Source organism: Saccharopolyspora sp. ID03-671 (assembly GCF_045278815.1).
Lineage (GTDB): Bacteria > Actinomycetota > Actinomycetes > Mycobacteriales > Pseudonocardiaceae > Saccharopolyspora > Saccharopolyspora ipomoeae.
The window spans coordinates 6,167,584-6,193,938 of sequence record NZ_CP134054.1 but is presented as its reverse complement, the minus strand read 5'-3'; the positions used below and the strand labels follow the sequence as shown (position 1 = coordinate 6,193,938).

Genomic DNA, 26,355 nt, shown 5'->3' with positions numbered 1-26,355 from the left:
CCAGCGGCGTTGCCGGTCGCGGTTCGGGCGGAGCCCGCCCGACCGGCTAGTGGTACCGGTGCATGACCGCGTGACCCTTGCCGCGCGCGATGAGGGCGCGGTTGACCGGGACGGTGAGCGCGAAGGCGATGGCCAGCGCGGCCGCCAGCGATGCCCAGAACAGCCAGCTGGTCAGGCCGGCCTCCATCGCCCCCGGGATGAGGACCATGAACAGGTTGTCGACGATCTCCATGACCGTGATCGAGAGGGTGTCGGCCGCGAACGCGACGCCCAGTGCCGCGCCGAAGCCGAGCCCCGCGCGCAGCACCGGCGCCATCGTCAGGCTGTAGCCGAAGACGAAGGCCAGCGCGACGGCCAGCACGATCGTGGCCAGATTCCCCCAGCCCAGCGCCGTGCCGATGACCATGCCGAGGACCTCGCCGATGGCGCAGCCGGTCAGGCAGTGCAGCGTGGCGCTGATCGCCGAGCGCGTCAGCGCGCGCCCCTCGGTCGCGGTGTGGTGGTGGTCCATGACGACCTCCCGGTTGGTCCGTTTCGACTGGGCCGAACATACCCCTAGGGGGTATGGGTACGCAACACGGGCCGCACCACGGCCATCGCTCTGACCTGGCAGAACGGGGTCGAGAAAAATCTGTTGCCCGCTCCCCCGGACGAGTCATAGCCTGCGGGTACACAGGAAAGGAGGTGGTCCGACGTTGAATACCAACAGGACTTGTGAGGTGGCTGTCCGCTAGGACCGCCCACGGCACTCCTGCCGACCCGAGCGCGCGACGATCCCGCGGGATCCCCGCACGGGAGCGCGGTCGGCGAATACCAGGCAGCTACCCGGCCCCGGAGCCCCGAACTGCGTCCGGTTCGGCCTCCTCATCGAGGAGGAAGCGGCTCCGGGGCTGCTGCGTGTTCAGGCCGCTTCGCACTCGGCGAAGAACGGCACGAAGTCCTTGCGGCGACCGTCGGCCCGCAGCGTGTGCCCCATCCGCTTGGCGAAGCGCGGCGTGATCCAGCGGTCCAGCACCCGCGTGCCGGAGAAGTCCGTGGCCAGCTGCTCCTCGAACTCGTCCAAGTCCTCCAGCCGGTGCAGCCACACCTGCGCGACCAGGTTGGCCTCGCTGCCGATCGTGGCGCACAAGCGGATCTCCGGCAGCGAGGCGATCGCGGCGGCGACCGTCGTCAGCTCGCGCTGCGGCACGTCCAGCCACAGGGTCGCGGCCACCTGCCACCCGGCGAGGTAGTGGGCGACCTCGCAGCGGGTGGCGACGTAGTCCGAGGCCAGCAGCCGCTCGATCCAGCGACTCGCCGTCGCCGTCGAGCAGCCGAGGCGCCGCGCCACCTCCGACGCCGGTAACCGCGCGTCGGGCCCGAGCATCCCCAGCAGCGCCAGGTCCCGCTCCCCCGGCCGCGACTTGCCCTGCGCCGAAGCGGGTTTCAGCGCGCGCTGCTGATCGGGCGAGAGCGCGTCCAGCCGCCAGGAACCGCCTTCGCGCAGGATCCGGCGGAAGAAGTGCGTCCGGGTCGCGCGCACGCCCGGGACCGTCGCGATGGAGGTCATGACCTCCTCGTCGAGCTCCATGACGCCGGCGGAGGCGACGGTGAGCATCAGGTCCCGGCGGCCCGAGGTCGCGTCGATGTTCCAGACGTTGCTGAGCTTGGCGAGATCCTCGGTGACCGCGCGCCGGTTGCCCGGAACGGTCTCCACCTCGACGAACGCGTTGGCCTGCCAGCCGTGACCGCTCCAGGCGGGGTTGCGGCGCGGGTAGCAGCTGAACCACGCCAGGCCCTCGCGGGTGAGGCGGCGCCAGCGCCGGGTCAGCGTCGACGGATCGACGTCGAGGACTCCGCCCAGCCGCGTCCAGGTGACGCGCGGGTTGATCTGCAGCGCGTGGATCAGGCTCAGGTCCGTCTCGTCGACTTTCGAAGAATCCTGCACGAAAACGACCGTATTCGAAGTTCTTTGCATCAACGAGACCCCGCGCGTGAACGGGGCATGATTCGGCGCATCCAGCAAGTGAGCACGCCAGCCGGTGCGACGGGGCCCCGCCGCCGGCGTGCGCCGTGATCGACCTCTGGAGGCCGGGATGAGCACCCCGGGCATCGCCCACTCACCGATCCTGTGGATCGCCGCGCTCGCCGTGTTCGCGGTGATCGCCGTGCAGTCCACCGTCTACTGGCGCGCCGCCGTCCGCGGCGCCCCCGAAGCCGGGATGAGCCGGAAGGAGCTGGTCAGCGCGTTCCGCGTCGGGGCGCTGTCGGCCGTGGGACCGTCGCTGGCGGTCGTGTTCGTCGCGATCGGGCTGATCGCGATGTTCGGCACCCCCGCCGTGCTGACCCGCATCGGCCTGATCGGCTCGGCCGGGTTCGAGACCGCCGCGGCCCAGACCGCCGCCGAGGCCGCCGGCGTCGAGCTCGGCGGCGCGGGCTACGACGGCCGGGCGTTCGCGCTGGTGCTGTTCACCATGTCCGTCGGCGGCGCCGCGTGGATGATCACCGCCCTCGTGTTCACCCCGATCCTGCAGCGCGCCGACGCGAAGGTCCGCGCGCTCGACCCCGCGGTGATGGCGGTGGTGCCCAGCGCCGCGATGATCGCCGCGTTCAGCTACCTGGGACTGGCCGAGACCGCCAAGTCGAGCGTGCACCTCGTGGCGTTCCTCGCCGGAGCCGCGGCGATGCTGCTGCTCCAGCTCGTCGCCCGGCGCCTCGGGGCGCGCTGGCTCCAGGAGTGGTCGCTGGGGATCTCGATGGCCGTCGGCCTGGCCGCGGCCGGGATCGCGCTGTGAGCGGGAGGTACGTGATGACTGACGACTTCGAGCGCACCACCTCCCGGTGGGGCCGCTGGACGATGCTCGCCGGCCTGGTGATCTCCCTGGCCGGACCGGTGTACCTGATGTTCGGCGCCGGTCTGTGGCCCGGTTTCGGGTTGGTGGCCCAGGCGTGGCTGGCGGTGGCGGCGGTGTTCGGCGTGATCTGGTTCGTCGAACCGATCTCCTACTACCCGATGCTGGGCCCGGCGGCGACCTACCAGGCCTTCATGATCGGCAACATCGCCAACAAGCTGCTGCCCTCGGCCGTGGCCGCGCAGCAGGCGATCGGCGCCAAGCAGGGCACCCGCAAGGCCGAGATCGCCGCGGTCGTGGCCATCACCGGCGCCGCCGCCGTGCACCTGGTGTCGCTGCTGGTGTTCGTCGGGCTGCTCGGGACCTGGCTGGTATCGGTGCTGCCCGCGGGCGTGCAGGAGGTCTTCGGCTACGTGGTGCCCGCGATCTTCGGGCCGGTGCTGGTGCAGTCGGCGATGACCGCCCGGCACCTGCGCACCGTGGTGATCTCCGTGCTGTGCGGGCTGATCGGCGTGTTCGTGCTGGTCCAGCTGGCGCCCGCGACGAGCACCTTCGCGATGGCGCTGTGCGTGCTGGCCGCCGTGGCGCTGTGCCTGGTCTTCCGCCCGAAGGCGGAGAAGTCCGAATCCGACGAGCGAGCGGAGGTTTCCGCGTGAGCGCGACCGCTGTCAAACAGGTCCTGACCGGACTCGACGACGTCCGGGACGACCTGCACGCCCTGTACCGCCACCTGCACTCCCACCCCGAGCTGTCCATGCAGGAGCACGAGACGGCGGCGCTGATCGAGCAGCGCCTCGACGCGCTGGGGATCCCGGCGTTCCGCTGCGGCGAGACCGGGGTGGTGGGCGTGCTGGAGAACGGCCCCGGACCGGTGGTGGCGTTCCGCGCCGACACCGACGGGCTGCCCATCGACGAGCGCACCGGCCTCGACTACGCCTCGACGGCCACCGGGACTTTGCCCGACGGCACCGAGACGGCGGTGATGCACGGCTGCGGGCACGACACCCACGTCGCTTCGCTGCTGGCCGCCGCGACGCTGATGGCCGGTGCGCGGCAGGCGTGGTCGGGGACGCTGGTGCTGCTGTTCCAGCCCGGCGAGGAGGTCGCGGCCGGTGCGCGGGCGATGGTCGCCGACGGGCTGTGGGACCGGGCGCCGCGCCCGGAGGTGGTGCTCGGCCAGCACGTCATGTCCGGTCCGGCCGGGGTGGTGGGCTGCGCGACGGGGACGGCGGCGTCGATGGCCGACTCGTGGCAGGTCGTGGTGCGCGGGCGCGGCGCCCACGGGTCGCAGCCGGACCTCGCGCTGGACCCGATCGTGCAGGTCGCGCACACCATCACCCGCATCCAGGGCGTGGTGTCGCGGGAGGTGAGCCCGCTGTCGTCGGCGGTGGTGACGGTCGGGCGCATCGCGGGCGGTTTGAAGGAGAACATCATCCCGGACTCGGCGATGTTCACCCTCAACGTCCGCACCTTCGACGACGCCGTGCGCGCCCGCGTGCTGGAGGCGCTGCGGCGCATCATCCGCGCCGAGGCCGATGCCTCCGGCGCGCCGGAGCCCGAGATCACCGAGCTGTCGGCGTTCCCGAGGCTGGTCAACGACGAGGCGGTGTCCGGGCGGGTCACCGCCGCCCTCGACGCCCACTGGGGCGAGGGCTCGGTGCGCGCCGCCGAGGCGATGATGGGCAGCGAGGACTTCGGCGTGCTCGGCGAGGCCATCGGCGTGCCCTACTGTTTCTGGACGATCGGCGGCACCGATCCCGAGCGGCACGCGCGGGCCGAGGCCGACGGCGAGGTCGTGCCGGGGAACCACTCGCCGTTCTTCGCACCGGTGCTCGAACCCACCCTGTCGCGGATGGTGGAGGCCGCGGTGGTGGGGATGCTGGAGTTCCTCGACGACGAGCCGCGGTGAGGTGGTCCGCCGCCATCGCCTCCGGGTGGATGAGGTCGCGGGAGAGGGGCGAAGGTGTCGCCCGGGGGACGGTTTTTCCTCGAATCACCCATGATCAATGCCCGAAATGTCCGGTCAATTCGAGGAAAAACTGTCCCCTGGTGACGACCTCGACGCCGGAGACGCGGGGATGCGGGATCAGAGACCGAAGAGGGAGATGGCGGAGACGAGGGCGAGGCCCGCTACTGCGAGTGCACCCGAGGTGACCGCGAGGCGCTGGGCGAGGACGCGGCGGCCGGACATCGCCGCGGCCGTGCCGACGACGACGGCGAGCGGGATCAGCAGCGCGCACAGCAGGTCAAGAGGCGCCATCGCCCGATCCCTCCCCGTAACGTCGGCGTTAACTCCGGTCGGCGGCCACCAAACTAACGATCAGGGGATCGTCCGTAAACACCTCACAGCGGGTGACTTCGGGCACCTGACGCCAAAACGCCGGTCCGGCCGCCCGGTGAACCCGAGCGGCCGGACCGACGTGCACCGGGTCAGCTCGGGGTCGGCAGCGACCGGCTGATGATCTCCTTCATGATCTCGGTGGTGCCCGCGTAGATCTGCTGGACGCGCATGTCGGTGAACACCCGGGCCACCGGGTACTCCTCCATGTACCCGTAGCCGCCGAACAGCTGCAGGCACTGGTCGGCGACCTTCATCGCGCGCTCCGAGCACCAGTACTTGACCATCGCCGCGGTCGGGATGTCGAGCTCGCCCTTGACGTGCAGCTCGATGCACTCGTCCAGGAACGACCGCGCCACCCGGGCCTCCGTGGCGATCTCGGCCAGCTCGAACTTCGTGTTCTGGAACTTGAAGATCGGCCGGCCGAACGCCTCCCGCTCGTGGACGTAGTTCAGCGTCTCGTCCAGCACGAACTCCATCGCCGCCACGCACGCCACGGCCACGATGAGGCGCTCCTGCGGCAGCTGCGTCATCAGCTGGACGAAGCCCTCGCCCTCCTTCTCGCCGAGCAGGTTCGAGGCGGGCACCCGGCAGTCGTCGAAGAACAGCTCGCAGGTGTCCTGCCCCTTCATGCCGATCTTGTCCAGCACCCGGCCGCGCTTGAAGCCGGGGGTGTCGGTGGGCACGATGACCAGCGAGATCCCGGACGCGGCCTCCTCCGGGTCGGTCTTGGCGGCCACCAGCACGACATCGGCCTGGTAGCCGTTGGTGATGAAGGTCTTGGCCCCGTTGACCACGTACTCGTCGCCGTCGCGGATCGCCTTGGTGGCGATGCCCTGCAGGTCGGAGCCGGTGCCCGGCTCGGTCATCGCGATGGCCGCGACGGCCTCGCCGCTGGCCAGCTTCGGCAGCCACTCGGACTTCTGCGCCTCGGTGCCGTAGGCGAGCAGGTAGTGGGCGACGATGCCGCTGTGCAGCGAGGCGCCCCAGGAGCTGTCGCCGACGCGCCCCTGCTCCTCGATGACCACCGCCTCGTGGGCGAAGGTCCCGCCGGAGCCGCCGTACTCCTCCGGGATCGACAGGCACAGCAGGCCGATCTCGCCGGCCTTGGTCCACAGCTCGCGGTCGACCTGCTTGTTGGCGATGAACCGCTCGACGTGGGGCTTGATCTCCTTCTCGGCGAAGGTGCGCGCGAGTCCGCGCAGGTCGTCGAGTTCCTCGGTCATCCAGGGCGAGGGGCGAGCGGGCACGGCGAATCCTCCCATTACGGAACGATGGAGTACTGGATACAGGTTGTAGCACGCGTTCCGAACTGGGTACAAGGTGTATCAGCAGGGGGTGCATCAGCAGGTACGGTGTCGCCGTGGTGAACGTGGCGAGATGGGTCGATTCCACGGTCCGGCGCCGGTCGGCCAAGGCGTCCCCGGACAACGACTCGCGGCGCGCGCAGATCGTCTCGGCCGCCGTCGAGGCGATCGACGAGACCGGCCCGCACGTGGGCATGGCGCAGATCGCCGACCGCGCCGGCCTCCCGCGCCCCAACGTCTACCGGCACTTCGCGAGCAAGGAGCAGCTCGACGCCGAGGTCACGCGCTTCGCCGCCACCGAGCTCATCCGCCGCGTCCGGCCGCACCTCACCCGCGCCGGGACGCCGTTCGAGGTGATCCGCGGGATCGTCGCCGCCAGCATCGCGTGGGCCTCCGAGCACCCCAACCTCTACCGGTTCGTCGCCGCCCAGCAGCAGACCAAGGCGCTGCACCGCGCCCGGATGGGACGCACCCGCTTCCTCAACGAGATCGTGGAGGCGATGCGCGCCTACCTCGACGCCGCCGAACTGCCCGCCGCACCACCGGACGGCGTGCTCGCGGGCCTGATGGGAATGGTCGACGCCAGCATCATCTGGTGGCTCGACCACCACGACGAGACCGAGGAGGAGCTCGCCGACCGGGTGAGCCGCCAGATCGCCGTCGTGCTCATCGAACTCCTCGCCCAGCTCGGCATCGACATCCCCGACGACCAGGTCTTCCGCCCGAGCTAGGGGCTGTTTGAGAGGGGCGGTGTCAGCCGCTGCCTCAGGTGTGGGACTCAGCCGGCACCGCCGTGTCGTCTCCTCCGGGGGGAACCTGAGCGGCTTCGTGGCGAGCGCGTCGGGACGCCGTGCGTTGGCGTGCATCAGGAGCGACGCGCGGAGTCCACGGAGCCGCTCAGGTTCCGCTACTGCCAAGCAAAGTGATGCTCGAACAGCTTCTAGTCCAGGCCGTACACGCGCTCGGCGTTGTCGCGGCCGATCATGCGGGCGACGCGCAGCGCGTCGTCGAGCGCCCACTCCCCGGAATCGACGTGGCGGGACAGGACTTCGGTCATCCGGCGGCGCCAGAGGCGGGCGCCGAGGTGGTGCAGCTCGGGCAGGCCCCAGGCGTCCGAGGAGTAGAGGACCTTGGCGAACGGGGCGAGCTCCAGGGATTCGGCGAGCACCGCCGTCGCGCGGGCGCCGGTGTGGTTGATCGCCAGGCCGACGTCGAAGTGCACGTGCGGGAACACCTGCGCCAGGTAGGCCGCGTTGCGGTGGAACGGGTAGCAGTGCAGCAGCAGCACGTCCACGCCGCGCGGTGCGACCTCGCGCAGGAACCCGGTCAGCAGCAGCGGATCGCAGCGGTGCAGGTCCAGGTCGGGGTCGCCGAAACCCGCGTGCAGCTGGAGCGGCAGGCCGCGCTCCACCCCGGCCCACAGCGCGAACCGCAGCAGCACCGGGTCCGACACCCGGGGCGCGCCGTCGCGCAGCCAGCGCCCGGCCGCGCGCACGACCTCGGCCGAACCCGGTGGGCGCGGGTCGAAGCCGAAGCCGAACCGGTAGGCGATGATGCTCTTGAGCCCGACCGCGAACGCCGTCCGCCGCGACAGCTCCTCCTGGAACCGCGCGGGCAGCTCGGCCGCCGAGACGCCGGAGCGGCCGACGTCCTCCAGCACCGACTCCAGCCGCACCACCTCGTGCACCGGTTTCCCGGACGCCTCGGCCAGTTCCGCGATCCCGCCGCCCAGGCCGGTGTCGACCAGGAACCGCCCCGCCCCCGAGGCCGCGAGCAGTCGCCGGTTCACCTCGGCGGCGCCCAGCGAGACCCGCGCGGCCAGGTACTCCTCCGGCGAGGCGTGCGGCTCCAGACCGAGCACCGGCGCGCACCAGCGCCGGACGGCGAACCCCAGCGGGGAGTCGAACTGCGTCATCCAGCCAGGGATCGGGGCGTCGGACTCGGTGAGCAGCGACTCGAACCCGGCTCGGTCGAGCTCGCCCGGCACCACGCCGTGGACGTGGTGGTCCACCAGTGCGACGTCCTCGACACCCGCGCGCAGCTCTTCCACCCCCGCACGGTACCCGACCTCCGCGCGAGCTGGCAGGGGCGCGCGATCCGAATTATTATTGCGTCACAACAACGATTTTCGACGTCTACTGTGGATGGTAAAGCGTGCGCAGCGTTGTCCGGGGACGGATCAAGACCCGCTTCGACCGATGGGACCGGGACGGCCGGGGCGGCCTGCGCCGGGACGACTTCGAACGCGAGGCCCTGCGCATCGCCGCGGCGTTCGACGCGCCGCCGGAGGCACCGGAATCGGTGCGGCTGCGGGAGGCGCTGCGCGGGCTCTTCGAGCTCTGCGCCGATCACGCCGGGGTCTCACCCGACGCCGCGATCAGCGAGGTGCAGTTCCTCAAGATCTCCGAGGACCTGATCTTCGAGCAGGGCGAGGCCGCGTTCAACCGGGCCCTGCGGCCCGTCGCGGCGGGTGTGATCGGCGTGTGCGACGGGGACGGGGACGGCCGGATCGACCGCGCGGAGTTCGTCCGGTGGCTCACGGCCCTCGGACTCGACGACACCCAGGCCGGGGCGGCCTTCGAGCACGTCGTCGGCGGCGCGGGGACGCTGTGCCTGGACGAACTCCTCGCGACGATCCGCGACTACCACTACGGCCGACTCGACGTCGAGCTCATCGCGGGCTGACCTGCGGCGACGTGGTCCACCGCCAGCGCCGTGACGGTGCGGCGGCAGACCTTGCCGGTCGGGGCCAGCGGGAGTTCCGGCAGGCGCAGCAGGTACTCCGGCAGCTTGCGCCGCTCCAGCCCCCGCTCGTGCTCCAGGAACTCGGTGAGGTCGGACAGCGACAGCTCGGCGCTGCCGGCGGCCTGGCTGACGCACGCGCACAGCCGCTCCCCCAGCTCCTCGTCGGGCACCGGCACGCACGCCACGTCCACCACGGCGGGGTGCGCGCCGAGCTCGCGCTCCACCTCGGCCGGGCTGATCTTGAACCCACCGCGGGAGACGACGTTCTCCAGCCGTCCCAGCACGTGCAACCGGCCGAGCTCGTCGAGCACGCCGCGATCACCGCTGCGCACCCACCCGCCGCGCGTGCGGTAGCGCTGGTCGAGGCCGGGATCGGCGACGTAGCTCAGCGGCGTCATCGGCCCGCGCGCCCAGATCTCCCCGGCCTCACCGGGGCCGACGTCGCAGCCGAGCTCGTCGACGATCCGGATGTCGGCGACCTCCGGGTCGGGCATCCCGGTCCCCGACCCGTTCCCGGTGCCGGTGAGCGCGGTGTGGCAGTTGATCCCGTCGGACGAGCCGTAGACGGTGATGACCCGGGCGCCGAACCGGCGGGTGCAGGCGCGCGCCGTGACGTCCGACAGCGGTGCCGCGCTGGAGACCACGGCCCGCAGGCTCGACAGGTCCTCCCCCGGCTCGGCGGGGTGCTCGGCGAGCCGCCGCAGCATGGTGGGCACGCCGAACAGGTGGGTGGGCCGGTGCCGGGTGACCGCGCGCAGCGCCTCGCCGGCGTCGAACCCGCGCTGCAGCACGGCGGTCGCGCCGAGCGCGGCGATGCCCACGTGCGTGACCAGCGACCCGTACCCGGAGGAGAGCTTCATCAGCACCAGGGCGCGCATCGGCTCGTCGCCGCCGCCGAGCTCGCGGACGTAGTTGGCGCGCCCGCCGGCCATCGCGTTGTGCGAGTAGGCGATCATCTTCGGCTCGGACTGCGACCCGGAGGTGACCAGGATCCGCGCCGGGGCTTCGGGGTCGAGAGCAGGTGGGTACCAGTCGGTTCCGCTGTCGAGGTCGTCGAAGTGGAAGGCGCGGCGCAGCGTCGGCAGCTGCGAGGCGACCTCGACGTCGGCGGGATCGGTGAAGATGCCCGCGGCGGCGCGGGACCGGCCGAGCAGGCTGCGGGTGTCCTGGGCACCGGACCCGTCCGGGTAGGGCAGGGCGACCGCCCCGATCGCGGCGACGGCGAGTTCGGCGACGATCATGCGCCAGCCGTTGGGCATCCGGATGCCGATGATGTCGCCCTCGCCGAGGCCGTCCGCGCTCAGCGCTGCGGCAACCCGCCGCACCTCGTCGTCGAGGTCCCGGTAAGCGAGCACGACCTCGCCGTCGATGACGGCCTCGCGGTCGGGGTGCGCGCGCACCCGCTCGACGAACAGGTCGTAGACCGGCCGGTCGGGGCACAGGCCCTGCTCGACCCAGTGCCTGCGCAGTTCGGCGGGCACCAGGTCGCGGATCTCGATGCCGTTGCGGGACGTCCAGGTCATGCGAACTCCCAGGGTGGTTGCGGTGCGGTGTGCGTCGTGCGGGTCAGCGCGCGCTTGAAGCGCGGGTCGGCGGCCAGTTCGCGCAGGTCGGTGCGCACGGGCGTGCCGTCGGGCAGGACGGGCCGGCCGTCGCGCCACACGAACCGGCCGGAACCGCTGGGTTTCCGGGGGATCACGCCCGCCGCCGAGTACAGCGAGCTGTCCACGCGCGCGCCGAGCCCGGTGCGCTCGCGGCGCAGCAGCGCGGCGAGAACACCCGTGGCGCAGACGAGCCCACCCATGATGTCGGTGAGCGTCATCAGCGACGGAGCGCGGTCGGGGGCGGCCAGCCCGCTGTGGGCCTGCACGAGGAAGTCGGTGCCCAGCGGCGGGTCCGGCCAGGGCAGGGGCGCCCAGCCCGACGACCACGCGTGCACGAGCCCGGGCCGCACGCGGGCGAGGTCGTCGGCGGCCAGCCCGTACTGCTCGGCCCTCCCGGGCGCCCAGTTGTGCGCGAACGCGTCGGCGCCGGAGACGAGTTCGCGCAGTTCCTCCTTCCCCGCAGCGGTTTTCAGATCGATCTCGGCGACGCGCTTGCCGTCGTTGAGCACCCGGAAGCGCGCCGAGACGTCCCCCGAGATCGGCGGGATGCCGCGCATCGGGTCGCCGCCCGGGGGCTCGACGCGGACGACGTCGGCGCCGAGCATCTCCAGCACGTGCCCGGCCATCGGGCCCTGGATCCGGCGGGTGGACTCCACGACGACGATCCCCTCCAGCGGTCGCCCTCCCGTCCACGGGCGGGAGCGCGCCCCGCCCGGCAGGTCGTGGAGGGTGACCGCCGGGACGCGGGTCGGCTGGTCGCGCTCGGCGCGGACCGGCAGCACGCTCACCCCGGCGTCCTCGGCGGCCCGCAGCAGCTCGCGGAGCGGGAACCGCCTGGTGCGGGCGAACAGCCCCGGGGGCAGCGAGCAGGAGGCGGTGGCGAAGCGCTGCTGGAACGGCCACCAGCCCGCAGCGATATCGGCCTGCTCGGCGTCGAGGGCGCTCCAGAACCGCTGCCACCCCTCGGGATGCAGGGTTTCCAGTTCGAATCGGATGCCCTCGCGCGACCGGAACGGCGGGCGCTCGCCGGGTTCCCAGCGCTCGTCCCAGTCGTCATCGGTGGTGGCCACCGCGAGGTACTGCCCGACCGCCAGCAGCGCGGCCTGGGCGACCGAGGTGCGGGCCGACTCGATCCGCGCCCCGCGCGCCCGGGCCAGCTCGGCGGCCAGCGACGCCTGCGCGGCGAGCACCCCGGCCACCGCCGAGGCGTAGTCGACCCCGAGCCTGCGCGGGCCTCCGGACGCGCGGCCGTGGACGTGCATGATCCCGCATGCGGCCTGCACCGCGGACTCGTCGCGCAACGTCATCTCGACCGGACCGGCCCAGTCCACGTCGCACCAGACCTCGGGCGCCACGCCGAGCTCGCGCAGGAGCCCGGCGGCGACGCGCTCGGCGATCACGGCTTCCTCCCCTGCACCGAGTGCAGGACGCTGGACGAGGCGCGGAATCCCGGATCACGCATCACCTCGCGCACCCGCACCAGTTCCGCCTCGGTCATCCCGGCGGCCAGCAAACCGGCCCGCAGGTGGTGGGTGTGGTTGAGCTGCAGCGCCAGCTCGGGCGATCCGGCGTGCCGAGACCCGATGTGCGGGCGCGGGTCGATCTCGACCAGACCGGCGGCGCGCATCGCGACGGCGGCCTTGCGACCCCACTCCGGATCGCCTCCCCGGGAGCGCATGTGCTCGGTCTTGGCGGCGAGGAACTTCTCGTACAGCGCGGTGTCGGCGGCCACCAGCACCGGCTCGTAGGAGGTGTCGAGCTCGTCCACCTGCAACCAACCGCCGGGCTTGAGCGCTCGGATCAGCTTGTCCAGCAGCGCTTCTCGCTGCGGGAACTGCTGCAGCAGCATCCGCACCGCGATGAGGTCGAAGTGCTCGTCCGGCAGCGGGTCGGTGGTGATGTCGTGCACCGCCGCGGTCAGGTTCGGGTGCGGCTCGATGTCGACGGGGGCGAGGTCGGTGGCCAACACGCTCCCGGTGGGCGCGACCCGGTGAGCCAGCCAGCGGGCGATGCTGCCGCGCCCGGCGCCGACGTCGAGGCACCGCCAGCCGTCGCCGACGCCGAGGGCTTCCAGCCGGGCGGTCGTGATGCCGTCGTAGGCGGCGGCCAGGCAGCGGTGCTGCTCCGCCACGCGCGGCTCCTCGTCGGTGAAGGCGTAGGTCATGTCCACCGCCCGGTCCCGTAGGTGTCGGTGCTGCCGGTGAGCCGGTCGAGCAGGGCGAGCCTGCGGACCTTGCCGGTCCCGGTGCGCGGCACGTCGTCCCAGGTCAGCGTCACGGGATCGGCCATCTCGGGAAGTCCGTGGCAGGCGTGCCGCCAGGCGTGCTCCGACAGCGTCCCGTCGGCGGTGACCACGACCGGCAGCGGCGGGTGCTCGGCGCGGGCGAGCAGCACGCACTCCAGGGCGTGCGGGAGCCGTTCCTCCAGGGTGTCCTCGGTGGCCAGGCAGCTGCCCTCTGCTACGCAGTCGACCTCGCGGTCCACGAGGTGCACGCTGCCGTCGCGTCCCCGGATCGCGAGGTCCCCGGTGTTCCACCACCGCCCGCGCTTCTTGGTCGCGTAGCGCTCGGTCTCGCCGAGGTAGTCCAGGCACAGCGCGCGGGTGCGGGCCAGGACGAGCCCACTCTCGCCGGGCCGGACCGGGTGGAAGGTGGCCGGATCCACCACGCGCAGGCGGGTTTTCACCGGGACCGGCCGTCCCGCCGGGTGCGCCCGGGCGCGGCGCCGCTGCACCGAGGAGCGGTGGTGCAGCCGGAACGTCAGCGGTCCCGTCTCGGTCTGGCCCCACCCGTCCAGCCACACCGGGTGCTTGCGGCCACTGGCCCGGAGGTAGGCGCGCAGCGTCGGCGGGTGCACGGCGTCGTAGGTGCTGATGAACAGCCTGACCCGGCGGAACGGGTTGGCCAGCCGCGTGGTCAGCGGCTTGAACCGCACGAACGCGGAGGGCAGACCTTCGAGCACGGTCGGCGGGTGCTCCCGCAGCAGCGGGTCGACCCGATCGGGGTCCTGGGAGGTGAGCACGACGATCTCGGCGGGCGCGGCGGCGATGGTCGCGGCGGTCCAGCTGAAGGTGCGGCCGTGCGCGTAGGCGCTGGCGGTGGCGACCACGTCGTCGCGGCGCAGCCCCACGACCGGCGTCGGCAGGGCTTCGAAGCGGGCGAGGTTGCCGATGATCGTGCGGGTGGAGTGCACGACGAGCTTGGGGACGCCGGTGGTGCCCGAGGAGTGCGTGATGATCAGCGGCGCGTCGTCGTCGCGGCGCTGCGGCTCGGGCGGGGCGCTGCCGCGCAGCTCGTCGAGGGACACGGTGCCGGGCGCGGGCGCGGTGCTCACCGTCGTGCGGGCGAAGGAGGCCAGGTCCACGCCCTCGGCGACGCCGCGGCCGAGCACCCGCGGCGAGGTCACCAGCACGTCGGGTTCGAGGCGTTTGAGCAGTGCCGAGGCCGTTTCGGCGGACAGGTGCGGGGAGAGCTTCGCCGGGACGGCCCCGGCGCGGATGGCGGCGCAGGCCAGCAGGTCGACGTCCCAGTGGTCGTCCTTGAGGATGGCCACCCGCCCGCCGGGCCGCGCGCCCGCCGCGACCCACCAGCCCGAAGCGGCGCGCACCAGTTCGGCCAGCGCGGTCACGTCGTGGCGGAGCCCAGTCTCGGGGGCGATGTCGAAGGGCCGGTCGAGGTGGATCGTCGTGGTGCGCCCTCGGGCGGAGGCCTGCTCGAAGAGCACACCCATGTCGTGCGGTAGCAACGCGAACTCCTTGTCGTCAGACCGGAACCGGTGAGCCGAGCCTGCTGAGCGTGCGGGAGACCGCCAGCGCGGCGGTGCGCACGGCGCCTTCGCTGTGCGGGCGCAGGTTCACCCAGTCGCCCGCGTAGTCGACCGGCCCGAGCTCGCGGGACCGGAAGCCGGGCAGCGCGGCGAGCGCGGCCGGGGTGCACTCGGGCAGCGCGTGCCGGTGCCGGTGCACCCGGGCCTCGCCGCCGATCGGGAGGTAGCGCCGCACGGCCTCGGTGACCCGCGCGATGACCTCGTGGTCGGGGGCGTCGAGCAGCGCCGGGGTGTTCTCGACGTTGACCACGGCCGTGACCAGCCCCTTCTCTGCCGGGACGCGGCGCGGGTGCTTGAGGTGGTCGAAGAGGATCGCGGCGAGGAACTCCTCCTCGGCGCGCGGGGTGATCACCAGGTAGGGCTTGCCGGGCAGCTCGACCGGGGCGTCGAGCAGGAACGGCACCTTGATCGCCGAGGAGAACGTGCACGCCGCCAGGAACTCCGCCTCCACCGCGGGAGCGCCGGGGTGCAGCCGGGCGGCGATCGGAGCGGGCACGCACAGCAGCACCTGCCGCGCGGTCACCACGTCCTCGCCCACCCGCAACCGGGCGCCCGTCCCGTCGGCGACGACCTCGCTCACCTCCTGGCCGGTGACCACGTCGAGGTCGACGGCCATGCGGCGGCACGGGGTGTCCATCCCGTCCCGGTAGGTCCGCCACGCCGAGGCGGCGCCGACGGCGCGCTGCATTCCCAGAAGCACTGCGGCCGAGGACTTCTCGGGATCCCACAGGCAGAACGAGGCGGCGGGCTGGAGCAGGTGGTCGCCCACGTCGCGGTGGTGCCGGCGCGCAAGCTCGGCGACGGTGGTGTCGCCGAGCTCCGAGTCCTCGGGGCGTTCCGGGTCGACGGGAACGCCCAGCCGCGGCAGCTCCAGCCGTGCGCGCACCGACAGCCCGGCGCCGGTGACCAGCCCGCGCGCGGACCCGAAGCCCAGGTGCGCCCGCCCGTCCCGCCACATCCCGATGGGACGGCCGATCGGCGGCACGTCCTCGGCGCGGAACCCCAAGCGCCGCAGCAGGTCCCACGTAGCCGGGTAGCCGTGCGGGGAGATCTGCTCGGCACCGGTGTCGACGGCGTAGCCGTCACCGCGCGCCGTGGCCATCCGCCCGCCGACCTGCCCGGCGGCCTCGTAGACCCGCACGTCCAGCCCGGCCCGCTGCAGCTCGTGGGCGGCGGTGAGCCCGGCCACGCCTGCGCCGACGACGGCAACGTCCAGGTCGCGGCTCATCCGAGGGCCACCAGGACGTTGGCCAGCACCAGCAGAGCGACGCAGGTGCGGTGCGCGGTGAAGCCCAGCTTGCGGGCCCGCATGATGTCACCGACCGCGAAGCCCAGGTGGTACTGCCGCGCTCGCAGCGCGGTGGCCGGAAGCAGGAGCAGCGCGAACCACCACGGCGCGACACCGGTCACCGAGGCCAGCGCGCCCAGCAGGAACTCCCCGACCGACAGCGCGGCGATGAACCGCGCGTTGCCGCGGCGCGAGGTCAGCGCGGCGACCGTCGGGCGGGCCACCGCCCGGTCCCCGTCGACGTCGTTGGTGTTGGAGTACACCCCGAACATCAGCGGGCCCATGCCGAACAGCACCGCCTGCACCAGCACGAACCCCGAGAACTGGCCGGTGATCAGGCCGTAGGGCGCCAGCACCAGCGTCGCGCCCAGCACCACCAGGAACGCCTCCTGGAGGCCCCGGTAGCTGAGCTTGAGCCCGTAGGAGTACTGCAGCGCCGCGGCGAACACGACCACCAGCAGCACCACGGTCCACATCGGACTGTGCGGGGCGGTGAGGATCGCCGCGCCCCACAGCAGCGCGCCGATCCCCGCCGCGCCCCAGGCGAAGCGCAGCGCCTCGGCCTCGGTGAGGGCGCCCGCGACCAGCGGTTTGCGGAGCTTCTTGCGCAGCCGGTCGTCCGAGCCGTAGTTCACCAGGTCGCTGCCGTCGCGGAACCCGGTGATGTCGTCGAAGGCCACCCCGGCCACGATCACCGCGACCGCGCCGAGCAGGAACAGCAGCAGCGTCCCCGGCTCGGTGGGCGCGGCCGACGCGACGACGAGGATGCCCAGGTAGTAGTCGTAGACGTCGAACTTGCCCAGCCGCAGGTAGCTGCGGAACCGGGACTCCTGCGGAACGTTGAGCATCTCAGCGGACATGCGTGCTGAACTCCTCCACCGCGTCGGCGACCCGCTCCACCTCGGCGTCGGTCAGGTGCGGGTAGATCGGCAGCGCCAGGATGCGGGCGCAGGCGCGCTCGGCGTTCGGCCAGCGCTCGCCCACCGGCGCGTGCCGGGCGAAGGCCGGCTGCGCGGGCAGCGGCTGCGGGTAGTACACGTGCGACCCGATCCCCTTCTCCGCGAGGAACCCGCGCAGTTCGTCCCGCCGGTCGCTCTGCACGCAGTAGACGTAGTAGCAGCGCCCGTTCCGGCCGGGCGGCGGCGGTTCGAGGCCGGGCAGCCCGGCGAAGCGCTCGGTGTAGTGCTCGGCGATGCGGGCGCGGCGCTCCAGGCGTTCGGCGAGCCCGGTGTAGCGGTAGGACTGGAACGCGGCCTGGAACTCGTCGAAGCGGCTGTTGACGCCGACCACCTCGTGCACGAACCGCTCGCGCTGACCGTGGTTGCGCAGCATCCGGACCCGTCGCCCCAGCTCCGGGTCGCGGGTCACCACCGCGCCACCTTCACCGGGCATCCCGAACGACTTGACCTGCACGAACGAGTAGACCCCGGCCTCGCCCCACAACCCGGCCGGGGTGCCGTCGAGCACCGCGCCCTGGGCGACGGCGGAGTCCTCCAGCAGCCGCACCCCGCGCGCGGCGGCGATCCCGGCGAACCGGGGCATGTCGGCCATCACCGAGAACATGTGCGCGGGCATGATCGCCTTGGTCCGGTGGGTGATGCGCGCTTCCACCTCGCCGGGGTCGACGACCATCGTGCGCGGGTCGACGTCGGCGAACACCGGCTGCGCCCCGACCTCCAGCACCGCCGAGGCCAGTGGCGCGCAGCCGAACGCGGGCACCACGACCTCGTCGCAGGTGCCGACGTCCATCGCGCGCAGCACGAGTCCCAAGGCCGCGGTGCCGCTGCCGCAGGCCACGACGTCGGCGGCGCCGAGCTCGGCCCGCAGCAGGTCCTCGAAGGCGCGGGTGTGCTCGCCGAGGATGAACTTCTGCTCGGGCGCGGTGCCGATCTCGCGGATCAGGTCGAGCATGACCTTGCGGTCGCCCTCGAACAGGTCGGGAGGGAAGAACGGGATCTGCATCAGGGCCTCCCGGCGTAGAACTCGCGGATCGTCGCGCACACCCGGTCCACCTGCTCGTCGGTGAGGTCGGCGTGCAGCGGCAGCGCGAGCGCGCGACGGCTGGCGGACTCGGCGCGGGGGAAGTCGCCCCGCCGGTGGCCGAGATCGGCGAAGCAGGGCTGCAGGTGCAGCGGGACCGGGTAGTAGGTCTCGGTGCCGATGCCGCGCTCGGCGAGGTGCTCGGCCAGCTCGTCGCGCAGCTCGACCTCGATGAGGTGCACGTAGAACACCGGGTCGTCGCCGGGCACCGGCAACCGCACGACGCCGTCGAGGCCGCGCCGGTAGCGCTCGGCGATCTCGGCCCGGCGGGCGATGTCGTCGTCGAGATGCGCGAGCTTGGTCAGCAGGATCGCGGCCTGGATGTCGTCCATCTTGCTGTTGGTGCCGGTCATCCCGGTCTCGGTGGAGATCGTCGGGAAGTCGTCGAGGGTGCGTCCGAGCCGCCCGTGGTGGCGCAGCCCGGCCACCAGGTCGGCGAGCTGGTCGTCGTCGGTGAGCACCGCCCCCGCGTCGCCGAGCGCGCCGAGCGTCTTGGCGGGGAAGAACGACAGCACTCCCCCGGCTCCGTGCAGCCCCGCGTGCACGCCGCCCTGCCGCATCCCGATCGCCTCGGCGCTGTCCTCCACGACGGTGAGGCCCCGCTCGCGCGCGACCTCGCCGAGCGCGGTCATGTCGGCCATCCGGCAGAAGAGGTGAGCGGGCATCACGAAGCGGGTGCGCGGGGTCGCCACCCGCGCCACCTCGTCCGGGTCCAGGGCGTAGGTGTCGCGATCGACGTCGGCGAACACCGGCGTGCCGCCGGCCAGCACCACCGCCGAGGCGGTCGCGATGAACGAGTAGGCGGGCACCACGACCTCGTCGCCGGGCCGCAAGCCCAGCGCCCGCAGCAGCAGGACCAGCGCATCGGTCCCGCTGTTGACGCCGACGACGCGGCGCGCGCCGGTATATTCCGCGAGCGCGGCTTCGAGCTCACCGACCTGCTTGCCGTGCGAGAACTTGCCGTTGTCGAAGACCTCGGCTATGCGCGAGCTCATCTCCGGCCAGAGCCGTTCGAAGGTGCGGGCCTGGGAGAAGAACGGAACGGGTGCTTCCGCCACTCCCCCAACGAATTCCGTCCCGAGGGACACGCTGAACCAACCCCCTGTAAGCGTTCAGAACCTAGATCGAACTTAACGAGGGCTGATCTTTTTCGACGTGTGGAGGAGCCAACTTCACTCCTTCCAGTGAGACGTCGTTTTTCCGGCAGCAGAACGACTTCCGAGCGCGGTGGTGGTCTGTACAGTCGCCGGGGCCGGGTTCACCGGCACCTCTCCTCCCACTCATCGGTCCACAGAGGACGTCGTGCGATGCTGCAACCATTCGTGATCGGGCTCGGACGCGCCGGTTCCGGCCTCCACCTGCGCGTGCTGGCGCAGGCCCGCGAGGTCGCTCCGGGGCTGTTCGCCGGCGGTCGCGTGGTGGCCTGCGACCCCGACGCGAGACGGCACCGGCCGGACGTGACGCTCGTCGACTCGATCGGCGCCGCAGCGGCGACGCTCGACCCGCACCGCACCGTGGTGCACGTCTGCACCCCGCCGCAGGGGCGCGCCGGGCTCTTCGCCGAGCTCGCCGAGCACGGGTTCCGCCGGGTCATCGCGGAGAAACCGCTGGCGACGAACCTGGAGGAGCTCGCGGCGATCGAGTCGATCCGCGACCGGCACGGCATGGACATCGCGGTGGTGAGCCACTGGCTGGAGTCCCGGCTCACCGAGCACCTGACCGGTCTGGTGGCTCGTGGCGGACTCCGCTCGGTGACCTTCGACCAGGACAAACCGCGCTTCACCCGCTCGTGCGCGACCACCGGGCACCCGACCGCGTTCGACGTGGAGCTGCCGCACTCGCTGGGCGTGGTGCTGCGGCTGGCGGGTTCCGCCGAGATCACCGAGGCCGAGTGCGCCGACATGCGCGTCGCCGACACGGTGCTGCCGAGGCTCGGCAGCGCCCGGCTGGTCCTCGACCACGCCGGGGGCGTGCGAAGCGAGATCCGCTCGGATCTGACCGCGCCGATCCGGCGCCGCCGCATCACCCTCGAACTCGACTCCGGGCGGGTCGTCGGCCACTACCCGATCGGTGCCGACGACGACCACGCGCAGCTGGAGATCAACGGCCGTCGGGTCGTCTTCCGGGACGACGCGCTGACCCGCTGGATGGTGCGCGCCTACGTCCACCACCACCGCCCCGCGGGCGAGCACGGCACGTTCGACCTGCACGCCGACATCATCCGCCTGCTCACCGCCGCCAAGGAGAGGACGCTCGCGCATGCACGCTGACCAGCTCGCCGGCATCGGGGACGAGGCCGGCGCCTCGCTGCCGGAGCAGATCGCCGCGATCACCGAGCTCGGCTGGCCCGGCATCGAGCTGCGCACCGTCGACGGGGTGGCGCTGGCCGAGCTGGACTCGTCCCGCTTCCAGCGCGTCCGCCGCGCGGTGGAGGCGGCCGGGTTGCGGGTCGTCTGCCTGGACTCGCGGATCGGCAACTGGGCGCGGCCCATCACCGCTCCCCCGGCCGACGACCTGCGCGAACTCGACGTGCTGGCCGACCGGTGCGCGGCGTTGGGCACCCGGTACGTCCGGATCATGTCCTACCTCGCCGACGGTCTCGACGAAGCCGAGTGGCGGGACCGCGTGCTGGAGCGCATCGCCCTGCTGGGCGACCGCGCGGCCCGGCACGGCGTGGTGCTGCTGCACGAGAACTGCTCGGGCTGGGCGGGTTCCGATCCGGCGCGGATGCTGCGGCTGGTCGACGCCGGTGGCCCGTGCCTGCGGCTGCTGTTCGACGTCGGCAACGGGGTGGAGCACGGGTACGACGCCTTCGAGGTGCTGCAGCGGGTCCTGCCGCACGTCGAGCACGTGCACGTCAAGGACGCCGTCGGCGTCCCGGGCCGGGCCGAGTACGTGCTGCCCGGCGACGGTGACGCGCGCGTGCACGACTGCCTGCGGCTGCTGCTCGACCACGGCTACAGCGGAGCCCTGTCGCTGGAACCGCACCTGGTCACCCGGCCGCACGAGGGCGTGGCCGGGTCCGACCCCGGACCGTTCCTGCGGGCGGGGCGGCGGTTGGAGCGGATGCTGCGGACCGCGCCGACCGGTGTCGCGTGATGGGCTTCTCCGACGACGACTGCGCGCTGCTGCTGGAGCTGCTGGAGCTGCCGACCGTCAGCCCGCTGGAGACCTCCGATCCGCCGCAGCTGTGGCAGGCCCAGCGCCGCTACGCCCGCGCGGCCGAGGAGCTGGGGTTCCGGGTGCTGCACCACGGCCCGCCCGATCCGGGGGTGCTCGACCGCGACGACGTGCCCGAGACCGTGCGGCGCGCGGGGCCGGAATTCCTCGACGCGCAGCCGAGCCTGCTCCTTCGGCTCGGGCCGGAATTGCCGCGATCCGAGACGGTGATGTTCAACGTGCACCTGGACACCGTCGCCGGTCTCGAACCCGTCGGGCTGCGCGGCGGCCGGTTCACCGGTCGCGGCGCGATCGACGCGAAAGGCCCTGCGGTGGCGCTGCTCTCGGGGATCCGGGACGCACTGCCCGCTCTGGGCGACGACGTCGCGGTGCTCCTGCAGGTCGTCTCCGGCGAGGAAGGCGGGGCGATGGGCACCTACGGCACCCGCCCGCTGGTCGAGCAGGGCCACGTGGGGCGGCTCAACATCTGCTGCGAACCCACCGGTCTGCGCTACCTGCCGCGCTCGACGGCGTCGATGACCGCGCGGGTGCGGGTGGACGGGCAGGGCTCGATCGACGACCGGCCGGACGCGGGGCACAACGCGACCGCGCTGCTCGGGTTCCTCGCCCAGCACCTGGCGTCCCGGCTGGACACGACCGACCGGCCCGGCCGGCTCTGCGTCGCCGGGCTGCGCACCGGCGACCTGCACAACCGCGTCTACGGGTCCGGGCAGCTGCTGCTCAACCTCTCCTACGCCACCACCGCCGAGGGCGCGGCCGCCGAGAAGGAGCTGCAGCGGGCGTTCGAGGACGGCATCGCGGAGTTCCGCGAGCGATTCTCCGGTAGCAGGGAGTTCGCCCGAACCGCCCGGGACGCGGCGGCCATCACGCACCTGGACTGGGTCAAGCGCGGCCTGCCCTGCCTGGACGACACCGACCCGTGGGCCGAGGACCTGCTGGAACGCGCGGGCGCCCGGCGCTGGCCCGACGAGGAACCGGCCTTCACCTGCGACGCGATCTGGATGCACGACCTGCCCGGCTGCTTCACCGCCGTGCTCGGCCCGGGTCGCCTCGACACCAACCACGCCCACGCCGATGGCGAGCACGCCGAGCGCGCGGAGCTGGAGGAGTTCGCCGCCGTCGTCTCGGCGCTGCTCACCGAGTTCGCGCGACACCGCACCGGAGAGGAACACGATGCAGCCTGACACCGCGACCGTCCCCCACGAACGCCTGCACGGCCTGGTCGCCGAGCGGTTCCGCGCGCACGGCGTGCCCGAGCACCGCGCCGGCCTCGCGGCCTCGGCGCTGTGCCACGGCGACCTGTGCGGCTTCGACTCGCACGGCGTGTTCAACCTGCCCCGCCTGTACCTGCCGCTGCTGGAGTCCGGCCGCGCCGACCCCGCCGCCGAACCGGTCGTGCGCTCCGACCTCGGCGCCTGCGCGACGGTCGACGCCGATCGCGCGCTGGGCCTGTGGGCGGCGGCGGAGCTGATGGACGACGCGATCGCGCGAGCCCGCGAGCACGGGCTCGGCCTGGTGTCGGTGCGCGGCGCGACGCACTTCGGGTGCGCCGGGTTCCACGCGGCCCGCGCCGCCGAGCAGGGCATGATCGGCGTCGTCGCGAGCAACTGCGGCGGTCAGCGCATCGCCCGGCCGCCGCTGGGCGCGCTGCCGCTGCTGGGCACCAACCCGCTGGCGGTGTCGGCGCCCGCGCTGCCGGAGCACCCGTTCCTGCTGGACATGAGCACGACCGTGGTGCCCACCGGCAAGGTGCGGGTCGCGGCGGGAGACGGCGCGACGATCCCGGAGGGCTGGCTGGTCGACGACTCCGGGACCTCGGTGACCGATCCGAGCGCCCTCGACGGCGGCACGGCGCACCTGCGCTGGCTCGGCGGCGACCCGGACACGGGCGCGCACAAGGGTTTCGGACTCGGTCTGGTCGTGGAGCTGCTCGCCGCGCTGCTGTCCGGATCGGCGCTGGGACCGACCCCGGGGGCCGTGCTGGGCGACTCGGGGCGCGACGACGACATCGGCTACTTCCTGCTGGCGATCGACGCCGAGCGGCTGCGTCCCGGCTTCGCCGAGGCCGCGCGGGCGATGTTCGGCGCGGTCCTGGACTGCCCGCCCGAGGGCCAGGTGCACTACCCGGGCTGGCACGAGGCCGAACGCGCGATGCGCCGTCGCCGCGACGGCGTTCCGGTCCGGGCCCGGCTGCTGGCCGAGCTCGGTGAGGTGGTCGGCTGATGCGCCGCGTGGGAGTCGTCGGGCTCGGCGCGATCTCCGCCTACTACCTGGCCGCCGTCGAGGCCCGGGGCTGGGACCTCGCCGCGGTCTGCGACCTGCGACCGGACAGGCTGCGCGGGTTCGCGCCGCACGTCGGCTGCTTCACCGACCACCGGGCGCTGCTGGACTCGGTCGAGCTCGACGGGCTGATCGTCACCGCCCCCAACGACGCGCACGCCGCGGTGTGCCGGGACGCGCTGCGGAGCGGAGTCCCGGTGTGCGTGGAGAAACCCCTCGCGGTGTCCCTCGACGACGCGCGGGAGCTCGTGGAGATCGCGACCAGGTCAGGTGTGCCGCTGCTGACCTCGTTCCACCGCCGCTACAACGACAACGTGCGCCGGCTGATCACCGAGGTCACCGCGCGCGGGGGTGCGGCGGCGCTGCGGGTGCGCTACCTGGAGCGCATCGAGGAGCACCTCGGCGGGGACAGCTGGTACCTCGACCCGGTTCGCTGCGGCGGCGGGTGCGTGGCCGACAACGGGCCGAACGCCTTCGACCTCGTGCGGCTGTTCCTCGGTGACATCGACCTGGTCCACGCGGTGGTCAAGGAGGAGGGCGGCACCGACCGCCAGGCCGTGATCGAGCTCGAATCGGCCTCCGGCGTCCCGGCGGTCGTCGAGCTGGACTGGTCGCACCCCGGCGAGACCAAGGACGTCGAGGTGCTGCTGGCCGACGGGGCGCGGCTGCACGCCGACATGCTGGCCGGGCACCCCGGTTTCAAGAACTCGCTGTGGCACGAGTACCACGGCGTGCTCGACGAGTTCGAGACGGCGGGAGCCGATCCGGGCGGGCTCGCCGCGCTGCGGCTGGTCCACGACACCTACCGGTTCTGCCAGGAGGGAACGCGGTGAACCCCGACGAGGACGGTCCGAAGAGGACGCTGCAGGCCCGCGTGGTCAAGGTCCTGGTGCACCACCGCGCCGAGCGCGGCATGTCGCTGGAACCGCACGCGAGCCGCTGCGTCCGCGCCGGCGACGTGCACGAGTTGGTCACCACCGACCACACCGACACCGCCGAGGGCGCCCGCATCGACCGGGTCGCGTTCCTCGGCTTCGCGGAGTTCGACCGCGGCGGCGTGCTGGACCGGGGCGACGAGGTGTGGTTCGGGGACCGCCGGGTGGGCACCGTGCTGGGCTTCGACGCCTGCCACTTCCCGAACCACTACAACGTCCTCATCCACGCCGAAACCCCGCTCAGCGGCGCGGATCTCCACCTGCGCCCGGAGGCGCGCCTGAGCTTCAGCCAGCCGCTAGAGGTGGCTGATGTTCTCCCCGGCGAGCTTGCCCCGGGTGTCTAGCAGCAGGCATCGCGAGGCGACCAGGCGGACCGGGTCGTAGCAGGCGTGGTCCTGCAGCAGGATCGCCAGGTCGGCCTCGCGCAGCCCGTCCTCCACGTGCTCGACCCGGCGCAATCCCCTTTCCCCGACGGCGAATTCGGGGACGTTCGGGTCGTGGTAGACGACCTCCGCGCCGGACTTCAGCAGGCCGGAGGCCACCGGCAGCGCCGGCGTCTCGCGGGTGTCGGCGATGTCCGGCTTGTAGCTCGCGCCCAGCAGCAGCACGCGGGCGCCCTCGACGGCGATCCCCGCGTCCTGCAGCAGCCGCTCGGCGCGGTCCACCACGTGGTGCGGCATCCGCTCGTTGACCTCGCGCGCCGCGCTGAGCGTGCGGAAGTCGAAACCGGCGCTGACCCCGGCGGTTTCGAGGTAGACCGGGTCCACGGGGATGCAGTGCCCGCCGACGCCGGGGCCGGGCTGGAAGGGGGCGTAGCCGAAGGGCTTGGTGCCCGCGCAGTGCAGCACGTCCCACACGTCGATGCCGGTCCGGTCGCAGAACAGCGCGACCTCGTTGACCAGCGCGATGCTGACGTAGCGGTAGGTGTTCTCCAGCAGCTTGGCCATCTCGGCCTCGCGGGTGCCGCGCGAGACCACGAGGGTGTCGATGAAGCGCCCGTAGAACGCCACGCCGTGCTTGGCGCACAGCGGGGTCACCCCCGCCACCACCTTCGGTGTGTTGCGGACGCCGAAGACCTCGTTGCCGGGATCGATGCGCTCCGGCGAGTAGGCGAGGTGGAAGTCCTCGCCCGCGACCAGACCGCTGGACTCCTCCAGGATCGGCCGGACGACGTCCTCGGTGGTGCCCGGGTACGAGGTGGATTCCAGCACCACCAACGTGCCGAGGCTCAGGTTCTCGCCCACCGAGCGAGCGGCGGCGCGCACCGCGCTCAGATCGGGGGCGCCGTCGGTGAGCCCGGTCGGCACGCACACCACGACGGCGTCGGCCTCGGCGATCACCGCCGGATCGGTCGTGGCGCGGAACCCCGCGGCCGCCATGTCGGCGACCGCGGAGTGCGGGACGTCGGCCACGTGCGAGCGACCCGCGCCCAACCCCGCCACGACCTCGGCGGAGATGTCGAAACCGGCTGTCCTCATGCCGGTTTCGTGCGCGCGGACCAGCAGCGGCAGGCCGACGTATCCCAGCCCGACCACGACCAGGTCGGTCCTCGTCTCACTCATGCCGAGAAGCTGCCCGTACCCGGGGGGACGTGCGAGCCGTGCCCGGGCGGGACCTGGAGCCCCGGCGTCATGCAGAACGGGTCGCCGTACACCGTGATCGCGCGATCGGTGTCGTTGACGATCACGTGCGAGGCCAGCGGGAGCTTGTGGCAGCCCTGCGGGTCCTCGAACTTCGTCAGCGGCTGGAGCTCGGTCTCGAACACCGTCACCTGGTTCGACGGCTCCTGCGCTCCCGCGAGACCGGCACCGCCCATCGCCAGCGCACCGGTGGCCAGGACTACCGAAGCAACGCGCACCATTCTCATGGAATATTCCTTTTCCCTAGATGACAAAACCGACCGACCTGCACGGAAATTCCTAGGATTTCCGGAAACGGCCGGACCGGACAGTAGCAACACGTGAAAGTTCTTGCAGCGAATG

26 protein-coding genes are annotated in these 26,355 nt (G+C 72.6%); 11 read left to right on the top strand and 15 right to left on the bottom strand.

Annotated features, from left to right (window positions below; all coding sequences use genetic code 11):
* Positions 1 to 46: 46 nt before the first annotated feature.
* Both REH65_RS28775 and REH65_RS28770 read right to left on the bottom strand, forming a co-directional pair.
* Positions 47 to 511 (bottom strand): DUF4396 domain-containing protein, encoded by a 465-nt coding sequence (locus tag REH65_RS28775; protein ID WP_406689891.1) that lies wholly within the window; start codon positions 509 to 511, stop codon positions 47 to 49.
* 390 nt (positions 512 to 901) lie between these two features.
* Positions 902 to 1,927, bottom strand: a complete 1,026-nt coding sequence (locus REH65_RS28770; protein WP_406689890.1) for an Lrp/AsnC family transcriptional regulator — start codon at positions 1,925 to 1,927, stop codon at positions 902 to 904.
* 148 nt (positions 1,928 to 2,075) lie between these two features.
* Here REH65_RS28770 and REH65_RS28765 point away from each other — a divergent pair, with 148 nt between their 5' ends.
* Genes REH65_RS28765 through REH65_RS28755 form a run of 3 tightly spaced genes read left to right on the top strand, consistent with a single transcriptional unit; the run spans position 2,076 to position 4,740 of the window.
* Entirely contained in the window at positions 2,076 to 2,774 is a 699-nt protein-coding gene (locus REH65_RS28765) for a DUF5058 family protein (protein WP_281453419.1), read from the top strand.
* Between the two features lie 14 nt (positions 2,775 to 2,788).
* Positions 2,789 to 3,487: a hypothetical protein gene (locus REH65_RS28760; protein WP_281453420.1), complete on the top strand. Its 699-nt coding sequence runs from the start codon at positions 2,789 to 2,791 to the stop codon at positions 3,485 to 3,487.
* Positions 3,484 to 4,740: an amidohydrolase gene (locus tag REH65_RS28755; RefSeq protein ID WP_406689889.1), complete on the top strand. Its 1,257-nt coding sequence runs from the start codon at positions 3,484 to 3,486 to the stop codon at positions 4,738 to 4,740. Before REH65_RS28760 ends, REH65_RS28755 begins: the two co-directional genes overlap by 4 nt.
* Before the next feature lie 177 nt (positions 4,741 to 4,917).
* On the opposite strand, the gene REH65_RS28750 is transcribed toward REH65_RS28755, so the two are convergent.
* Both REH65_RS28750 and REH65_RS28745 read right to left on the bottom strand, forming a co-directional pair.
* The gene (locus tag REH65_RS28750; RefSeq protein WP_406689888.1) at positions 4,918 to 5,091 is read right to left on the bottom strand and encodes a hypothetical protein; all 174 of its coding nucleotides are present in this window, start codon (positions 5,089 to 5,091) and stop codon (positions 4,918 to 4,920) included.
* 170 nt (positions 5,092 to 5,261) lie between these two features.
* The gene (locus REH65_RS28745) at positions 5,262 to 6,395 is read right to left on the bottom strand and encodes an acyl-CoA dehydrogenase family protein (RefSeq protein ID WP_281454001.1); all 1,134 of its coding nucleotides are present in this window, start codon (positions 6,393 to 6,395) and stop codon (positions 5,262 to 5,264) included.
* 137 nt (positions 6,396 to 6,532) lie between these two features.
* Here REH65_RS28745 and REH65_RS28740 point away from each other — a divergent pair, with 137 nt between their 5' ends.
* Entirely contained in the window at positions 6,533 to 7,207 is a 675-nt protein-coding gene (locus REH65_RS28740) for a TetR/AcrR family transcriptional regulator (protein ID WP_281453423.1), read from the top strand.
* A 209-nt stretch (positions 7,208 to 7,416) separates the two neighbouring features.
* Here REH65_RS28740 and REH65_RS28735 read toward each other — a convergent pair whose 3' ends face one another.
* Positions 7,417 to 8,526: an amidohydrolase family protein gene (locus REH65_RS28735; protein WP_406689887.1), complete on the bottom strand. Its 1,110-nt coding sequence runs from the start codon at positions 8,524 to 8,526 to the stop codon at positions 7,417 to 7,419.
* Between the two features lie 104 nt (positions 8,527 to 8,630).
* On the opposite strand from REH65_RS28735, the gene REH65_RS28730 reads away from it, so the two are divergent.
* Positions 8,631 to 9,161 (top strand): EF-hand domain-containing protein, encoded by a 531-nt coding sequence (locus REH65_RS28730; RefSeq protein WP_406689885.1) that lies wholly within the window; start codon positions 8,631 to 8,633, stop codon positions 9,159 to 9,161.
* On the opposite strand, the gene REH65_RS28725 is transcribed toward REH65_RS28730, so the two are convergent.
* Genes REH65_RS28725 through REH65_RS28690 form a run of 8 tightly spaced genes read right to left on the bottom strand, consistent with a single transcriptional unit; the run spans position 9,125 to position 19,036 of the window.
* A complete protein-coding gene (locus tag REH65_RS28725) occupies positions 9,125 to 10,744 on the bottom strand; it encodes a class I adenylate-forming enzyme family protein (protein ID WP_406689884.1) in 1,620 nt (539 codons plus the stop codon). The genes REH65_RS28730 and REH65_RS28725 overlap by 37 nt on opposite strands.
* Positions 10,741 to 12,225 (bottom strand): CoA transferase, encoded by a 1,485-nt coding sequence (locus REH65_RS28720; protein WP_406689883.1) that lies wholly within the window; start codon positions 12,223 to 12,225, stop codon positions 10,741 to 10,743. Before REH65_RS28720 ends, REH65_RS28725 begins: the two co-directional genes overlap by 4 nt.
* The gene (locus tag REH65_RS28715; protein WP_406693260.1) at positions 12,222 to 12,989 is read right to left on the bottom strand and encodes a class I SAM-dependent methyltransferase; all 768 of its coding nucleotides are present in this window, start codon (positions 12,987 to 12,989) and stop codon (positions 12,222 to 12,224) included. The genes REH65_RS28720 and REH65_RS28715 overlap by 4 nt, the downstream gene beginning before the upstream one ends.
* A complete protein-coding gene (locus REH65_RS28710) occupies positions 12,986 to 14,569 on the bottom strand; it encodes a class I adenylate-forming enzyme family protein (protein WP_406689882.1) in 1,584 nt (527 codons plus the stop codon). Before REH65_RS28710 ends, REH65_RS28715 begins: the two co-directional genes overlap by 4 nt.
* Positions 14,570 to 14,585: 16 nt before the next feature.
* Positions 14,586 to 15,878: a protoporphyrinogen/coproporphyrinogen oxidase gene (locus REH65_RS28705; protein ID WP_406689881.1), complete on the bottom strand. Its 1,293-nt coding sequence runs from the start codon at positions 15,876 to 15,878 to the stop codon at positions 14,586 to 14,588.
* Complete coding sequence (locus tag REH65_RS28700) at positions 15,875 to 16,798, bottom strand: UbiA family prenyltransferase (protein WP_406689880.1); 924 nt, start codon at positions 16,796 to 16,798, stop codon at positions 15,875 to 15,877. Before REH65_RS28700 ends, REH65_RS28705 begins: the two co-directional genes overlap by 4 nt.
* Positions 16,788 to 17,900 (bottom strand): DegT/DnrJ/EryC1/StrS family aminotransferase, encoded by a 1,113-nt coding sequence (locus REH65_RS28695; protein ID WP_406689879.1) that lies wholly within the window; start codon positions 17,898 to 17,900, stop codon positions 16,788 to 16,790. The genes REH65_RS28700 and REH65_RS28695 overlap by 11 nt, the downstream gene beginning before the upstream one ends.
* Positions 17,900 to 19,036 carry a DegT/DnrJ/EryC1/StrS family aminotransferase gene (locus REH65_RS28690; RefSeq protein ID WP_281453430.1) on the bottom strand — a complete coding sequence of 379 codons (1,137 nt, stop codon included), beginning with the start codon at positions 19,034 to 19,036 and terminating at the stop codon, positions 17,900 to 17,902. Before REH65_RS28690 ends, REH65_RS28695 begins: the two co-directional genes overlap by 1 nt.
* Before the next feature lie 249 nt (positions 19,037 to 19,285).
* On the opposite strand from REH65_RS28690, the gene REH65_RS28685 reads away from it, so the two are divergent.
* The 6 genes from REH65_RS28685 to REH65_RS28660 are packed head-to-tail and all read left to right on the top strand — an operon-like array spanning position 19,286 to position 24,717.
* Positions 19,286 to 20,248 carry a Gfo/Idh/MocA family oxidoreductase gene (locus REH65_RS28685; RefSeq protein WP_406689878.1) on the top strand — a complete coding sequence of 321 codons (963 nt, stop codon included), beginning with the start codon at positions 19,286 to 19,288 and terminating at the stop codon, positions 20,246 to 20,248.
* Positions 20,238 to 21,077, top strand: a complete 840-nt coding sequence (locus tag REH65_RS28680) for a sugar phosphate isomerase/epimerase family protein (RefSeq protein ID WP_406689877.1) — start codon at positions 20,238 to 20,240, stop codon at positions 21,075 to 21,077. The genes REH65_RS28685 and REH65_RS28680 overlap by 11 nt, the downstream gene beginning before the upstream one ends.
* Positions 21,077 to 22,342, top strand: coding sequence for a M20/M25/M40 family metallo-hydrolase (locus REH65_RS28675; RefSeq protein ID WP_406689876.1), 1,266 nt, complete (start codon positions 21,077 to 21,079; stop codon positions 22,340 to 22,342). The genes REH65_RS28680 and REH65_RS28675 overlap by 1 nt, the downstream gene beginning before the upstream one ends.
* A complete protein-coding gene (locus REH65_RS28670; protein ID WP_406689875.1) occupies positions 22,332 to 23,381 on the top strand; it encodes an Ldh family oxidoreductase in 1,050 nt (349 codons plus the stop codon). The genes REH65_RS28675 and REH65_RS28670 overlap by 11 nt, the downstream gene beginning before the upstream one ends.
* Complete coding sequence (locus tag REH65_RS28665; RefSeq protein WP_406689874.1) at positions 23,381 to 24,271, top strand: Gfo/Idh/MocA family protein; 891 nt, start codon at positions 23,381 to 23,383, stop codon at positions 24,269 to 24,271. Before REH65_RS28670 ends, REH65_RS28665 begins: the two co-directional genes overlap by 1 nt.
* Positions 24,268 to 24,717 carry a DUF6917 domain-containing protein gene (locus tag REH65_RS28660; RefSeq protein WP_281453436.1) on the top strand — a complete coding sequence of 150 codons (450 nt, stop codon included), beginning with the start codon at positions 24,268 to 24,270 and terminating at the stop codon, positions 24,715 to 24,717. Before REH65_RS28665 ends, REH65_RS28660 begins: the two co-directional genes overlap by 4 nt.
* Here REH65_RS28660 and REH65_RS28655 read toward each other — a convergent pair.
* Both REH65_RS28655 and REH65_RS28650 read right to left on the bottom strand, forming a co-directional pair.
* A complete protein-coding gene (locus tag REH65_RS28655; protein ID WP_406689873.1) occupies positions 24,670 to 25,935 on the bottom strand; it encodes a nucleotide sugar dehydrogenase in 1,266 nt (421 codons plus the stop codon). The two genes, REH65_RS28660 and REH65_RS28655, sit on opposite strands and share 48 nt — an antisense overlap.
* Entirely contained in the window at positions 25,932 to 26,240 is a 309-nt protein-coding gene (locus REH65_RS28650) for a hypothetical protein (protein ID WP_406689872.1), read from the bottom strand. Before REH65_RS28650 ends, REH65_RS28655 begins: the two co-directional genes overlap by 4 nt.
* Positions 26,241 to 26,355 lie beyond the last annotated feature (115 nt).